Origin of the sequence: Streptomyces sp. NBC_01571 (genome assembly GCF_026339875.1) — a bacterium.
In the GTDB taxonomy this organism is placed as follows: domain Bacteria; phylum Actinomycetota; class Actinomycetes; order Streptomycetales; family Streptomycetaceae; genus Streptomyces.
Map to the genome: position 1 here is coordinate 849,775 of NZ_JAPEPZ010000002.1, position 13,768 is coordinate 863,542.

Below are 13,768 nucleotides of genomic sequence, written 5' to 3' on the forward strand. Positions count from 1 at the left end.
GCTGATCCGTTCTGCTGTCTGGCGGCGCTTGCTCCGGCCCGGGTTACTTGGCGGCGCAGTCGTAGAGCACGCTGGCTCCCCCGAATCCCATCACACCTCCGCTGCCCGACTCGGAGGATGTGCCGCCGTAGGACGACGCCGGCACCTTCGTGCAGTTGTCGGCGATCCAGTCGGAGCGCTGCTTGGCGTATCCGCCGGACATCCCGCCCGACCCGCCGCCGTTGGTGCCGGACCCCAGGATGTAGCGCAGTTCGCCGTTCTTGGCCCACTCTTTCAGCTGGGCCACCGACGGCGCGTTGTCGCTGTTCGTGAAGCCGCCCATGCCGATGACGTTCTCGTCGCTGCCCAGGATGAAGGGGCTGGCGGACAGGGCGCCACCCTCGACCGCGAGCTTGATGCGTGCGTCGGGTGCGTGCTTGACGGCGTACTGGAGGATCTTGCGCTGGTCAGCGGTGAGTTCCCCACCGCCGCCGGGACCGCCGCGCCCGCCCGGGGTACCTCCCGAGCCGGCACCAGGCATGCCGCCCGCTCCCGCCGTGGGCATGTCGGAAGGCATCCCGGACGGCATTCCGCCGGACGAGGGTGCACCGGATCCGCTCGAGGACCCGCCGGCGCCGGGGAGGCCCGGCATGTTCGACGGCATCCCGGACGGCATGCCCGACGGCATGCCTCCGCCGTTCGGACCTTGCCGGGGCATGCCACCGCCTCCGCCGAAGCCCATCGTCGTCGGGCCGGCCGTCGGGTTGGAGCCGCCCATACTGGTGGAACCGGGCACGCTCACCGCCCAGGCCCCGGGAGCCACCAGGACCGACGCCACCGCCGCGCCCACGGCAACTGTCAGCAACCGGGCGTTCCGTCGTGCCAGCACCAGCAGGACGACGGCGGCACCTCCCACGAGCAGGACCGGCCACACCAGCCAGCCGTTCCAGTCGGGTACACGACGGACCAGCACCAGCGCCCAGACCACGCTCGCCACGACCCCAGCCGCACCGGCCAGTGGAGCCCAGCTGAAGCCCGCATGGTGCACACGGACCAGGCCGGCTGTCAGCCCGCCGCACAAGGCGGCGATGGCCGGGGCGAGCTGGGTGGTGTAGTAGGGGTGGAAGATGCCCTTCTGAGTCGAGTACACGGCCGCGCAGACCACCAGCCAGGTTCCCCACAGCAGCCAGCCGGAGGCCGGCAGCAGGGCCGAGGCCGGCAGCTTCCCGTGGCGGTGCAGCACCGCCACGACGACCGCGACGGCCAGAGCCAGCCCGCAGAGGGGCAGCAGCCAGCTGATCTGACCGCCCACCTGCGCGTCGAACATCCGGGTCAGGCCGGACTCACCGCCGAACCCGCCGGCGAACCCGCCGCCGCCTCCGCCTCCCATTCCCTGGGGTGCTCCGTCACTGGAGCCGAAGACCCGCCCGAGCCCGTTGTAGCCGATCACGAGGTCCCAGGCCGAGCCGTCCGTGCTGCCTCCGATGTAGGGGCGGTCGCCCGTCCACAGGGCGACCATGGCGACCCACCACAGGGAGGACGCCGCCAGGATGGCTCCCGCGCCCAGCAGACGCCCCACTCGCGGAATCCAGGGGCCGCTTGCTCCCACGACCCAGGCGAGAGCGAACGCGGGGATGACCATCCAGGCGGCGAGCATTTTGGTGAGGAATCCGCACCCGATCAGGAAGCCGCTCGCGCACAGCCAGCAGGTCGCGGACCTGCCCTCGGCCTGCAGCGCGCGGGTGAGCGCGTACGCCGCCGACACCAGTAGCAGGACCAGCAGTGTGTCCGGGTTGTTGTCCCGGTTGATGGCCACGGTGATGGGCGTCAGGGTGAGCACCAGAGCCGCGATCAGCGCCGCCCCCTCCCCCGCCCAGCGGCGCACGGTGCGGTGCAGCACCAGCACCCCGGCCACACCTTCGAGTACCTGCGGCAGGATCAGCGCCCAGCCGTGCATCCCGAAGATCTTGCTGCTGATCACCTGCGGCCACAGTGCGGCCGGGGGCTTGTCGACCGTGATCACGCCCGCCGGGTCGAAGGAGCCGAAGAGGAAGTTCGTCCAGTTCCTCCCCATCGACTTCACTGCCGCCGAGTAGTAACTGTTGGCCCACCCCAGGGAGCCCAGTGCCCAGCCGTACAGGACGGCCGCGAGCACGAGGACGGCGCCGAGCGCCACGGGTGCCGCCCAGGCGGGCAGCGAGCGGACGGACGTACCCGTGTGCCCCCCGTCGTTTGCCGATGCCGCCGGTGCGGGCCTGATGTGCGCGGAGTTGCTCATGTCGGGAATCGCTCTCATCAACGGGTACGGCTGCGGGGGTCGGCGAAGACGGCCAGCCGCAGCACGGCGAAGCGCACGCAGGTGACCGCGGCGGAGGCCGTGGCGAGGACCGCGGTCTCGGCGGACGGTGAGGCACCGGGATCGAGCCACTTGAACCACAGCACCGCCGCGGACGTGACCAGATAGCCGAGGACGAACAAACCCCCAGCGCCGAGGTGCGCACGTGCGGGCGCAGTGGTGGAGTGCCGGAAGGTGAGGCGGCGGTTCGCCTCGGTGTTGAGGACCGTGAGGCCGAACAGCGAGATCAGGTTGGCGACGGCCGGAGACCACCAGTCGCGCAGCAACCAGTACAGCAAGGCCTGTCCGGCCGTTGAGACGACACCGATCGCGAGGAAACAGCCGACCTCCCACGACAGCACACCGCGTCCGGTGGAGGGGGCAAGGACGGCGTCGGGGTGTTCGGCGGCCGGCTCGGGGCGCGGCCGCACCTCGACCCGGGCCTCGCCGGACGCCTTGAGCCGCGCCATGCGCCACAGGCCCCGCAGGTCTTCCTTGGCGGTGCGCGCCACATCCACCCGGGTGTCGACGTCCTCGACCCAGTCGACCGGGACCTCATGAATCCGCAGTCCGTTGTGCTCGGCGAGCAGGAGCATTTCGGTGTCGAAAAACCATGCGTCGTCCCGGGTCACCTTCAGCAGCGGCCGGAGTACCTCCGTACGGGCTGCCTTGAATCCGCACTGGGCGTCGCTGAAGCGGACTCCGTGGGTGAGCCGGATGATGCCGTTGTAGCAGCGGGAGATGAACTCGCGGCGCGGCCCGCGCACCGTGCGTGCGCCCGGAGCAAGCCGGGAGCCGATCGCGATGTCCGAGTGGCCGCTGGCCAGGGGCGCGATCAGCGGGAGCAGTCCGTCGAGGCCGGTGGAGAGGTCCACGTCCATGTACGCCACGATGTCCGCGTCACTGGCGCCCCAGACGGTGCGCAGGGCCAGCCCGCGCCCCTTCCGGTCCAGGTGGACGACGCCTACCCCGGGCAGTTCGTCGGCGAGGCGGCGGGCGGTGGCGAGGGTGTCGTCGGTGCTGGCGTTGTCGGCGACCGTGATCCGCCAGGGGAAGGGGAACCCCTCGGACAGCCGCGCGTGAAGGGTGCGCAGGCACCCGGGGAGGGCGCGTTCCTCGTTGTAGACCGGTACGACGATGTCCACCGTAGCGGTGTCGGCGTCTGGGAGAAGGACCCGGTCGACGGGCTGGAATGAGGCCGGCCGCTCCGTGCGGGCTGCGATTTCGGCAAGGTGGGGGGTGGGGGTCATGGCTTCCTCAGGCATGAGGGGACGGCAGACTGCGGCTCATAGGCCCTGATCCAGGGCTGCGGCCTCACTGTCGCCGCCCCGCCTGTGGGTGCGGCGGGAGGATGCCGAGAACTGACAGAGAGTCAGATCAGTTGCCGAAACCCGTGCCGATCTCAAGCCGCTGGTCTTCGGTAGCTCGATCTTCGTCAGCGGCTCACTGACTACGACGACCGAGGGGGAACTTCCCCCGCCTCCCCGAGGAAGCGGACGGCCTCGCCCTCATGGACGACATGCGGGCCCAGGCGGTTCGACGCCGAGATGCTGGACGCCGATGTCGTCGAGGCCGACCTGACCGACCCCGTCAAGACCGTTACCGCCAGCGCGGGTACGGTGCACGGGGCGAAGACCGTGATCATCGCGACCGGCTCCGGCTCCCGCAAGCTCGGCCTGCCCAAGGAGGACACCCTCTCCGGGCGCGGCGTGTCCTGGGGCACGACCTGCGACGGCTTCTTCTTCCGCGACCGCGACATCGTGGTCGTCGGCCGCGGCGACACCGCCATGGAAGAGGCCACCTTCCTCACCCTCCCCCAAGGCCTCGGCCTCACTCGAGCAGAGGGCGCCCCCTTGCCCGCTCGGTCACCGTCGTACACCGCCGCTCCACCCTGCCCGATGCGTGGCGGAGCCCACAGCCCCGCTACCCGCCTGTCCGGATTCGGGTGACTCATGGCCGGACCGAGGGAGCGCCGGACGGCGGGTGGTTGGCAGTGTGGAAGACGGACGCACCGTCCATTCGCAACACACCGATATCGGAAGGAGCAGAGTTCATGAGCGAGATCATCGCGGGGGTAGAGATTCCTGAAACGGTGGCGGTCGCCGAGGCCACCCGCCTCATGGAGGAGATGACCAGCCCCCTCATCTACCACCACTCCCGGCGCGTCTTCGTCTTCGGCGCCATGCATGCTCACAGGCTCGGCCTGGAGCCCGACCGGGAGCTTCTCTACCTGTCCGCCATGTTTCACGACACCGGCCTCTTGACGCCGTTTTCAGACGATGAGCAGCGCTTCGAGGTCGATGGAGCCGACCATGCACGCAAGTTCATGCTCGACCGCGGTTTCCCGGCCAGGGCCGCCGACGTGGTGTGGACGGCGATCGCGCTGCACACCACCCCGGGAATTCCCGGGCGGATGGGCCCGGAGATCGCCATCACGAATCTGGGGGTCCTGACCGACGTGCTCGGCCTGGGCCTGGATGAGCTGGATCGCAGCCAGGTGGACGAGATCACTGCCGTCCATCCGCGGGGTGACTTCAAGAACGAGTTTTTGCAGGCCTTCGTCGAGGGACTCAAGCACCGCCCGGAGACCACGAACGGAACCGTGAATTCGGATGTGCTGGAGCATTTCATTCCCGACTTCCAGCGCACAACCACGGTCGAGCGCATCATGGGCGCCCCCTGGCAGAGCTGATAAAGGCGCGATAAAAGGCAACGTGATGAAACGTGTGAGTGGCCGTCGCGACGGGCGTCGTCTCGGGCGAGGTGCGGCCTTCGCTGTGCTGGCCTGCGCCAATGTGGTGATGATGGCCACGGCAAGCGCACCGTCACCGATCTACCCGCTGTACCGGGAACGTTGGGGCCTGTCGGTCACGATGCTGACAGTGATCTTCGCCGTGTATGCCGGGGCTCTGCTCGGCGCCCTGCTGCTGGTCGGATCGCTGAGCGACCAGCTGGGTCGCCGCCCGGTGCTGGTCGCCGCCCTTCTGGTGGCGGCGACCAGCACGGCGATCTTCTGGACGGCCGACGGCATCGTCTCCCTCCTGATCGCCCGAGTGGTGCAGGGCATCGCCACGGGGACGGCCACGGGCGCTATTGCCGCCGGACTGGTCGAGCTCTCACCCAAGAAACGTCCGCATCTGGGGCCCACGACGACAGCGGTGGGCACAAGTATCGGCATGGCCACCGGTGCCGGAGTGGTGGGGCTGCTGGTTCAGTCGACCTCACGCCCCGACGCGTATGTCTTTCCCGTCCTGACGCTGACCTTCGTCGTTCTGGCCGCGGTCGTCCTCACGATGCCTGAGACACTCGTCCCGCGAGCGGTGAGACTGGCGTCGTTGCGCCCCAGAGTCCGGGTTCCTCGGGAAGCCCGGCCGGAGTTCTTCGCCTCCGTTCCCGCCCTCGTCGCGGGGTGGTCCGTCACGGGTCTGTTCCTCGCGCTCACTCCGTCCCTGGTGAGCAATGTCCTGCATGTGCGGTCCGGCGCCGCGGGCGGGCTCAGCATCGCGGCGCTGTTTGTGGCCAACAGCGTGGGCGGGTTGTGGTCCGTTCGGCATGCGGCTCGGCTCGCCACCTTGCTGGGGGCGGTTCTCCTGACCCTGGGTGCGTCCGGGCTGGCGGTGGCCATCGCTGTCGCATCGCCGGCCGTGTACGTGGGCGGATCGGTCGTCGCGGGGCTGGGCGTCGGCCTGACGTTCAACGGCAACCTCCGCGCCATCAGCGCGGTCACCACCGTGAAGTCGCGGTCGGAGGTCTTCTCGGCCGTCTACGTGATCAGCTATGCGGCGTTGAGTCTTCCGGCCCTCGCGGCCGGCCTCGCGGCGCCCTCATGGGGGCTGGAGACTACGGGCTATCTGTACGTCGGCTTCGTCGGGGCGCTGTCCTTGGGTGCGGCCCTGCGCGCCGGACGATCACATGCTCACAGTCACAGGCCCACCGGCGATCCGATAGGCACAGGCCGGGAAAGCGGCCCTCGCGTCGAGCGGTCCCGCTGCTGAGCGCGCCGCACGCCCTACGCGACAGCGTCCCCGAGGCAGCTTGATCAGGACTTGCGGCTGTCGTGTCGGAGCGGGTCGGCTCGCTTGTGCGGAGCTGTCTTCGAAGATCCTGAGATCGAAATAGCTACGCTGCATCCGCAAGCTGGAGGAGGTTGCGATCTGTATGGGTGACGGGCCCGGACGGTGTGAGCAGGAGGACCCGCTCGGAGCCGAATGGGAGAGGCACCGGCCCGCGGTCTTCGGCGTGGCGTACCGGCTGCTGGGGACTGTGGCTGATGCCGAGGATGTCACCCAGGACGTGTGGCTGCGGGCGGCCGGAGCGGATCTGCAGGACATCGGTGATCTGCGGGCCTGGCTGGTGACGGTGGCTGCGCGACGGTCGTACGACATTCTCAAGAGCGCCCGCTTCCGCCGGGAGACCTATGTCGGGCCGTGGCTGCCGGAGCCGCTGCTGACAGGGCCGGACGCGTCGCAGCCGGTACTCGTCGACGAGTCCGTCAGCTCGGCGATGCTCCTGATCATGGAAGAGCTGAGCCCGCCTGAGCGGGTGGCCTTCGTCCTGCACGATGTCTTCGGCCTTGAGTTCGGCCGGATCGCCGAAGTGCTGGCCGTCTCCGTGCCGGCTGCCCGGCAGCTTGCCTCGCGGGCACGACGGCGGGTGGCCAAGGCGAAGCAGTCCACGCCGCAGGCGTCGAAGGCGGAGCGCGAACGCGTCCTCACGGTCTTCCGCGCCGCCTACGAGGCCGGGGACCTGGCCGGCCTGGTCAGGCTCCTCCACCCAGACGCCGTTTACGTCACCGACGGCGGCGGCAAGGTCTTGGCGGCACGCAAGCTCGTTCACGGCGGCGAGCGCGTCGCCGGGGTCATGGTGCGTACGGGGCGCCAGTGGCATCCGGACCACATCGATTTCGCCGAGGTCGGCGGCGAGCTCGCACTCGTGTTCCACCGGGAAGGCCGGGTCTACTCCGTCGACACGGTCCAGATCACAGGCGGTCTGATCACCGCGTACCGCAGGGTCCTCAATCCCGACAAACTCGTGCGCGTCTGAGCTGTCACACACGTAGGGGCCACCTCGTCTCCCTGGTGAGAACGCACGACGGGTGACGAAGGAAGACGCCAGAGCAAGTGAGATCGATCATGCGGCACGGCATACATCCACCTGCAGCCGCTATGAGCCCTGCGCGCGAGCGCTGTGCGCTCGGGTCGCCCCTCCATAGTAAGGACCTGTATGCAAGCCATCACTGTGCGAGACCGTGAGGTCGGTCTTGCCGGGATGTCCCTGACGGACATGCCCTACCCCCATGCGGCCGAGAACGACGTCATCGTGCGGGTGCACGCCGCCGGGTTCACCCCTGGCGAGCTGGACTGGCCCGCCACGTGGACCGATCGTGCCGGGCGCGACCGGACGCCGAGCGTGCCCGGACACGAGCTGTCCGGTGTCGTCGTAGAGCTGGGGTACGGCACCACCGGCCTGAGCGTCGGACAGCGGGTGTTCGGCCTGGCCGACTGGACCCGTAACGGCACACTCGCCGAGTACACCGCGGTGGAGGCCCGCAACCTCGCCCCGCTGCCAGTGGACGTCGACCACACCGTGGCCGCCGCGCTGCCGATCTCCGGGCTGACCGCTTGGCAGGGCCTGTTCGACCACGGCCGCCTCACCACCGGCCAGACCGTCCTGATCCATGGCGCCACGGGCGGCGTCGGCTCGATCGCGGTACAGCTCGCCCACGAGGTCGGCGCCCGCGTCATTGGCACCGGCCGGGCCTCCGGGCGGGACAAGGCACTCGCACTCGGCGTCGACACCTTCATCGACCTGCAGACCGAGAAGCTGGAAGACGCCGGCGAGGCCGACGTCGTGTTCGACGTGATCGGCGGCGACATCCTCGACCGCTCGGCCGCCCTGGTGCGCCCCGGTGGCACGCTGGTCACCATCGTCATGCCGGCCAAGGTCCACCCCAAGGACGGGCGGGCAATCTTCTTCGTCGTCGAACCCGACCGCGCCCGGCTCACCGATCTCGCCGCGCGGCTGAGGGACGGCCGGCTCAAGCCGTTCGTCGGTGCTGTGCGGCCGCTTGCCGAAGCGCCCTCCGCCTTCGCCCCCGGCAAGCGCACCCCAGGCAAGACGATCATCCGCGTCACGGATGGCTGAATAAGGAGACCCCTCGTGATCAGAAAACGAATCGCCGCCAGCCTCCTGGCCGTCGCCACGCTGACGGCGGCCACGGCCTGCTCGACCTCGGCCCAGCCCACCCACGTCAAGGGGACGACCGCAGCCGTGGCATCGCCTGCGGCCATGGCATCGACACGCCCCACCGAAACCCTCAAGCCGCTGCTCCAGCAGGCCCTTCCGAATGTGAAGGGCAAGACGTTCACCTCGGTGATCGTCGACTTCCCGCCCAACGCACGCGCGATGTCTCACCGGCACGGCCAAGCGTTCGTCTACGCCTACGTCCTGGAAGGCACCGTGCGCAGCCAGCTCGCAGGCAAGCCCGTGAGTACCTACCACCAGGGCGACAACTGGGTCGAGACGCCGGGTGCGCACCACCTCCTCACCGAGAACACCAGCCCGACCGAACGGGCCAGGCTCCTGGTCGTCTTCGTCTCCAACACCGGAGAGAAGCTCAAGATCGACGACCCGGCGTCGTAGGCCGGGGCACGCAGCGGACGGAAACCGCCCCGCCCAACACTCGGCCCCTGCCAAACACACCGGCCAGCCCACGCACGCCAAGTGCACGGCGCAGGCCACCCGAACGAATCGAAGGAATCATGACCGACCCCCAGCGCGTCGACATCGGCAAGCAGCACCCGGCCGCCTACAAGACTCTCATCGCTCTGTCGTCACAGGTGGAAGAGGCCGCCGCCACAGCGGGCCTCGACCCCCTCCTGGTCGAGCTGTTGAGGATCCGCACCTCTCAGATCAACGGCTGCGCGTTCTGCCTGCGCATGCACACCCGCGACGCCCTCAAGAAGGGCGAAAACCCCGACCGGATCGCCGTGCTGCCCGCCTGGGCAGAGACCGGCTACTTCTCCGAGACCGACCGCGCCGCCCTCCGCCTGACCGAGGCCATCACACGCGTGCCGGACGGACACGTCAGCGACGAGGACTTCAACGCCGCCGCGGCCGTACTCGCCCCAGACCAGGTTTCGGCAATCGCCTGGCTGTCAACGGTGATGAACGCCTTCAACCGCGTCGCGATCACCAGCCGATACCCCGTCGGCAACTGACCTCGACGGTGACACCGGCGGTGATACGGGCTGCCGAAGCCTCCACCGTCGTGAAGGTGACGGCGGAATCACTCGGGCGGCTTGTGCGAGCTGCCCCGGCCCGCACAAGCGCGGAAGCGTCCGACGGCGTCCGCGCACGGGAACGGCCAGGGGAGCCAGGCCGAGCCGCTTGTCCATGTCGAGGCGGAAGGTGCCGTACCGGTTGACGATGTACCAGACCAGGGCGGCCAGGCCGTGCCGGTTCATCCGGTCTTGAGCAGTGATAGTCGAACGTGGTTCCCGGTGGGGTGATCCTCGTCGGGCGAGAGCACGGAGACGGGGCCTCCTGAACAGCCCGTGGGTGTCGATGCTCTGCGCGTGATGCGCCAGGTCTTGGAGTCAGGCGGAGGCGCATTCGCGGGGGGGGGCTCGGAGTCTGGCGTGGTCGCGGTTGAACTGCTGGTAGAGCTCGGGCTGTTCGCGGTGGTGGTAGTGGGGGGGTTTGGAAGGTGGTGCCGGCCCCCTGGTAGGCGCGGGCCGCGAGGACGAGATCTCTCGGGTGAGCCAGGCCTGGACGATGCCGTGGACCCGGGCGGAGGTCAGGTCGTGGGTGCGGCCGGGCGTGGCCCGCGAGAACCACAGCGGGGTGCCGTCCGAGCGGCGATGGCCTGCACGTTCATGCCGTGCTTCTTGGGCTTCTGCGAGTGGTACGGCTCGTCCGCCTTGACGCGGTCGATGGCGATGAGGGTGCCGTCAACCACGACCAATGGAGGTTTCGCCCTGCATCGCCTTCTTCTTCCTGTTCTTCGGCATGGTCGCGTTCAACGACCTGATGGTCGGTTCGCCCTGGACAGGTGCCCTCAGGGTCGTCGCAGACGCAGCCGGACTCTCCGGAGCCATCTGATCTGCTGCAGCCGAGACCCAGGGCGGCCAGTCACTGCCCGTACTCCTGCGTCGATACATACCATTCAGCAGGTTCGAGTAGCCGCCAGCAGCCTCCTCGGCGCGGCCGTGCCGGGCGAGAAGGCGCGTGGGCCGGGCAGTCTCGACGGGAGTCGGCGCAAGCGCCAGGATCGCGCGGGCTTCTCGGGCGAGCAGACGTTCGCGCTTGTCCGCAAACGCGTCCAACCCCCACCGCCTGCGCAAGCGCAAGGCCTTCGGCTATCTCTCCCCCCCCCCCCCGAGACCAGGCACCGGCCTCAGCACGTCCTCGCGGCAAAACGATCACGCGTCCGAGATCACGGGGAAGCCTCAATGTGGACTTCCATCCAGTCCTCCTGCAGTAGCTGCGGGGCTCGGGCGTCTCGGGAAAGCCCCAGGACCGCGGCGCTTGCCCGGATGGTCTCGGCCTGGGGTGATTGATGTCGGCGGTGGGCCCCGGAAGCAGGTGAACACGGCACCTGTGGTCATGTAGTTCTCTACGCTCCAAGATCCACGTAGATTGCGACTTCGGTTGGATGCGGCTCATCACACTGGGGTATCTGGCCGTGCGGGGTGAGCGTACCCTCGCCCCGCACGGCCAGATGGTCGACGACAGGCCACGCTTGGTGCTCTGGTCCTTTCATGAGCCAGCCGCCAGAGTCCGTGAATCTGAACCGTCCGCCTGTCGGCGCGCTCCAGAACACCTCGCCGTGCCTGTCGTCGAGCCACCGTGAGACGCACCTACGGCATCGTTACGGCCGTGAAGGCGCCGGAGTCGAATTGGTTGATCGCCGATTGGGCGGCGTCGTGGGACGTGGAGAAGATGCCCGCGTCCTGCTTCACTGCGGCCGAGGTCAACGTCACGGGCTGACCGATCGGGGCATAGTTGGCACCGTCGTAGGAGTACGAGGCGCTGAACGAGCTGCCCGATCGGGTGAGCTTCACCCAGATGGGGCGGTAGTTGTCGACGCTGACGCGGGCGTCGGTGTCCAGGTACCCGTCGCCGTTGGTGTCCCACTCGAACACGGCGCCGTTGCGGGCGGTAACCGCGACGACGGCATATCCGGCCGACTCTCCCGCCTTGGCCATGTCGTTGCGGACCATGACCCCGGACTTGGCCCAGGCGTTGGCGTCGTTGACCGACACGACCCGGGTGGACACGCTTGAGTCGGCGTTGAACGAACCGGCCCGGTAGATCGAGCCGAACTGGTCGTCGTGTTGACCGCCGGCGCCCCACACGTCGGTGCCGGCTGCCGCGATCCCGAAGCCATCGCCGCTCTGGCCGAAGTACGAGCTGACGGCCGAACCTCCGGCAGCGGCGTGGCCGGCTGCGACCGGTGCATCAACCGCGCACCCACTGAAGCCGAACTGGTTCGCGTTGAGCGACGTCCGGTACTGCGGCGCGACACCCGCCTGGCAGATCACGTCTTGTGCACCCGCGGGCCAGTTGACGCCGGTGACCTTTACGTTGTTGATCAGCTTATTGTTGTGCGCCTCAGCGTTCGGCGTCGAGGCTCCACCCGAGTTGTACCAGTTGTTCTGGATGACGTTGTCGCTGGTGTTGTTGCGGAGGCTGTACGCGTTGGTGAAGAGGAACGAACCGCCCTGGACCACGTTGTTCTCGTATGACATCGAGCGCGAGCCCTCGTCGAGGTAGAGGCCGACTCCTGAGATGTTGAACAGGTAGTTCTTGGCGACCACGGTCCCCGGGCTAGCGGATAGGTTGTAGACCGAGCCACCGTCGGCGAAGCGTGCCTTCGTGTTGTGCACGAGGTTGCCTTCGACGCGGTTGTCCCTGAGCGTGGTAGGCGTCGTGTAAAGCGTGTTCCACTTGTAGTAGCCGCGGTCGACGTAGTCGTTCGACCCCCCGGCGTCGTTGATGCCCCAACCGTAGCCGGTGTCGATGCCGTCATAGGGGACGTTCGAGACCTCGTTGTGCAAGATGCGGGCGTTGGTGACGTAGGTACTGAGGATGCCGCTGTTGTCCTTGTAGTCCACCGCCACGCGATTGATCGTGTTGTTGGCGATCAGAATGTTCCGATTGGTCATCCTCGGGTTGCTGGGGTGGTGCGCGTCAGGCAGTACGCCACCGACCGCGACGCCGTGCCCGCTGTTCTCCATGAACCGGTTGCCGACCACGTCGATGTCGCTGGCGCCCAGCCCGACGCCGGTCGTCGTGGCGTTGGCGTCGTTTCCGACACCCAGCGCCGACTGACCGAGGTTGGTGAACGTGTTGCCGGTGAACGAGATGCGGCTGGCAGCGGAGACCTGTACGGCGGCGGGCTCCTGGTACCAACTGGTGCGCGCTCGCTCGAACATCTCGCATCCGCGCGAGCAACTGGTGAAGGCGTCAGCGGGACGGTAGTCGTAGGCGCCCTTGATGAAGAGGCCGTTCTGCTGGTCCGCATAGCCGTCGGTCGAGGGGCCGAGCCAGGAGGTTCCGGAGAACTGGATGCCCTTGAAGGCAAGGCCGGTCACCGGCTTGCCGTACGTCCCGCCGATGCTGATCAATGTCTCCAGACGGGGCAGCTCGATGTCGAGCTGGTTGGGGTCGACCCCGTCCGCCGGCTTGTAGTAGAGCTTCCTGGCGCCCGGGTCTATGTACCACTGGCCGACCTGGGTAAGGAAACTCAGTGAGTTGTCGAGGTACCAGCTCGGACCGGCCAGGAATGAGTTCTGGACGGTGTCCCAGCCCCACGTGTTGTTGTCCCACGCCGGCTGCGCCATCGTGATCTCGGTGGCACTGATGCTCTGCACCGGCGAGTAGCGATTCGTGAAGTCGCCGAGGGACTCGAACTCGATGCGCCCCTGGTCGGGGAGCGTGGCGAGGTAGCTCAGGGCCGGGTTCTTGATGGTGAGACCAGTTGCTGTGGGACTGACGTCCGCGTTGGCCAGGCGGATCGCGGCGCGAGGGGCAATCACGCCGTTCACGTAGAGCTGGCGGGTGTCGAGGCCGCTGGGGGTGTTCGCCTCCCAGATACCTGACCCTGCCTCGGACTTGGACCAGCCGGTGACCTTCGAGGCGCCTGTGATGACGGGGTGAGCGTCCGGGGCGGCGTTCCAGTGGACGGTGTGGTCGCCGCCGTCATTGCCGGGTCCGAACCGAAGGGGCTCGGAAAGGCGGTAGGTGCCGTCGGCAAGCTGAACGCTCACGTCACCATGTTTGGCGGCCGGGCCGACCAGATGCTGAGCCCGCTCGAGCGAGCACGGCTGCGACTGGCTGCAGTGTCCGGAGTCCTTGCCGTCCGGCGCTGCGAAGTACACCGTCCGAGGCGCGGCCTGCGCCTGCAGGGGAATGAGCGCTGATGCGATCACGGCGCAGGTGCCGAGCGCT

Annotated in this window: 10 protein-coding genes and 2 pseudogenes; 8 read left to right on the forward strand and 4 right to left on the reverse strand. The window is 68.3% G+C overall.

The window, feature by feature from the left end:
- Positions 1–43: 43 nt before the first annotated feature.
- Together OHB41_RS46965 and OHB41_RS46970 are read right to left on the reverse strand one after the other, a co-directional pair.
- Entirely contained in the window at positions 44–2,257 is a 2,214-nt protein-coding gene (locus tag OHB41_RS46965; RefSeq protein WP_266708008.1) for an ArnT family glycosyltransferase, read from the reverse strand.
- 17 nt (positions 2,258–2,274) lie between these two features.
- The gene (locus tag OHB41_RS46970) at positions 2,275–3,579 is read right to left on the reverse strand and encodes a bifunctional glycosyltransferase family 2/GtrA family protein (protein WP_266708010.1); all 1,305 of its coding nucleotides are present in this window, start codon (positions 3,577–3,579) and stop codon (positions 2,275–2,277) included.
- A 127-nt stretch (positions 3,580–3,706) separates the two neighbouring features.
- Here OHB41_RS46970 and OHB41_RS52835 point away from each other — a divergent pair.
- From OHB41_RS52835 to OHB41_RS47005, 7 genes and pseudogenes are all read left to right on the forward strand, one after another.
- Positions 3,707–4,208: pseudogene (locus tag OHB41_RS52835) on the forward strand (NAD(P)/FAD-dependent oxidoreductase); the annotation flags it as partial.
- Positions 4,209–4,367: 159 nt separating this feature from the next.
- A complete protein-coding gene (locus OHB41_RS46980; RefSeq protein WP_266708012.1) occupies positions 4,368–5,006 on the forward strand; it encodes an HD domain-containing protein in 639 nt (212 codons plus the stop codon).
- Positions 5,007–5,031: 25 nt separating this feature from the next.
- The gene (locus tag OHB41_RS46985) at positions 5,032–6,309 is read left to right on the forward strand and encodes an MFS transporter (RefSeq protein ID WP_266708014.1); all 1,278 of its coding nucleotides are present in this window, start codon (positions 5,032–5,034) and stop codon (positions 6,307–6,309) included.
- A gap of 163 nt (positions 6,310–6,472) precedes the next feature.
- Complete coding sequence (gene sigJ, locus OHB41_RS46990) at positions 6,473–7,357, forward strand: RNA polymerase sigma factor SigJ (RefSeq protein WP_266708016.1); 885 nt, start codon at positions 6,473–6,475, stop codon at positions 7,355–7,357.
- Positions 7,358–7,537: 180 nt separating this feature from the next.
- Positions 7,538–8,458, forward strand: a complete 921-nt coding sequence (locus tag OHB41_RS46995; protein ID WP_266708018.1) for an NADP-dependent oxidoreductase — start codon at positions 7,538–7,540, stop codon at positions 8,456–8,458.
- A gap of 15 nt (positions 8,459–8,473) precedes the next feature.
- On the forward strand, positions 8,474–8,956 hold the full coding sequence (locus OHB41_RS47000) for a cupin domain-containing protein (RefSeq protein ID WP_266708019.1): 483 nt from the start codon (positions 8,474–8,476) through the stop codon (positions 8,954–8,956).
- 119 nt (positions 8,957–9,075) lie between these two features.
- Positions 9,076–9,534, forward strand: a complete 459-nt coding sequence (locus tag OHB41_RS47005; RefSeq protein WP_266708021.1) for a carboxymuconolactone decarboxylase family protein — start codon at positions 9,076–9,078, stop codon at positions 9,532–9,534.
- Between the two features lie 242 nt (positions 9,535–9,776).
- Here OHB41_RS47005 and OHB41_RS47010 read toward each other — a convergent pair.
- Positions 9,777–10,277: pseudogene (locus OHB41_RS47010) on the reverse strand (transposase family protein); the annotation flags it as partial.
- Positions 10,278–10,279: 2 nt separating this feature from the next.
- On the opposite strand from OHB41_RS47010, the gene OHB41_RS47015 reads away from it, so the two are divergent.
- Complete coding sequence (locus OHB41_RS47015; RefSeq protein ID WP_266708023.1) at positions 10,280–10,417, forward strand: hypothetical protein; 138 nt, start codon at positions 10,280–10,282, stop codon at positions 10,415–10,417.
- A gap of 758 nt (positions 10,418–11,175) precedes the next feature.
- Here OHB41_RS47015 and OHB41_RS47020 read toward each other — a convergent pair.
- Complete coding sequence (locus tag OHB41_RS47020) at positions 11,176–13,587, reverse strand: right-handed parallel beta-helix repeat-containing protein (RefSeq protein WP_266708025.1); 2,412 nt, start codon at positions 13,585–13,587, stop codon at positions 11,176–11,178.
- Positions 13,588–13,768 lie beyond the last annotated feature (181 nt).

Coding starts and splice junctions, on each gene's coding strand:
- OHB41_RS46965 (WP_266708008.1), bottom strand. CDS start 2,257: ATGAGCAACTCCGCGCACATCAGGCCCGCACCGGCGGCATCGGCAAAC.
- OHB41_RS46970 (WP_266708010.1), bottom strand. CDS start 3,579: ATGCCTGAGGAAGCCATGACCCCCACCCCCCACCTTGCCGAAATCGCA.
- OHB41_RS46980 (WP_266708012.1), top strand. CDS start 4,368: ATGAGCGAGATCATCGCGGGGGTAGAGATTCCTGAAACGGTGGCGGTC.
- OHB41_RS46985 (WP_266708014.1), top strand. CDS start 5,032: ATGAAACGTGTGAGTGGCCGTCGCGACGGGCGTCGTCTCGGGCGAGGT.
- sigJ (WP_266708016.1), top strand. CDS start 6,473: ATGGGTGACGGGCCCGGACGGTGTGAGCAGGAGGACCCGCTCGGAGCC.
- OHB41_RS46995 (WP_266708018.1), top strand. CDS start 7,538: ATGCAAGCCATCACTGTGCGAGACCGTGAGGTCGGTCTTGCCGGGATG.
- OHB41_RS47005 (WP_266708021.1), top strand. CDS start 9,076: ATGACCGACCCCCAGCGCGTCGACATCGGCAAGCAGCACCCGGCCGCC.
- OHB41_RS47015 (WP_266708023.1), top strand. CDS start 10,280: ATGGAGGTTTCGCCCTGCATCGCCTTCTTCTTCCTGTTCTTCGGCATG.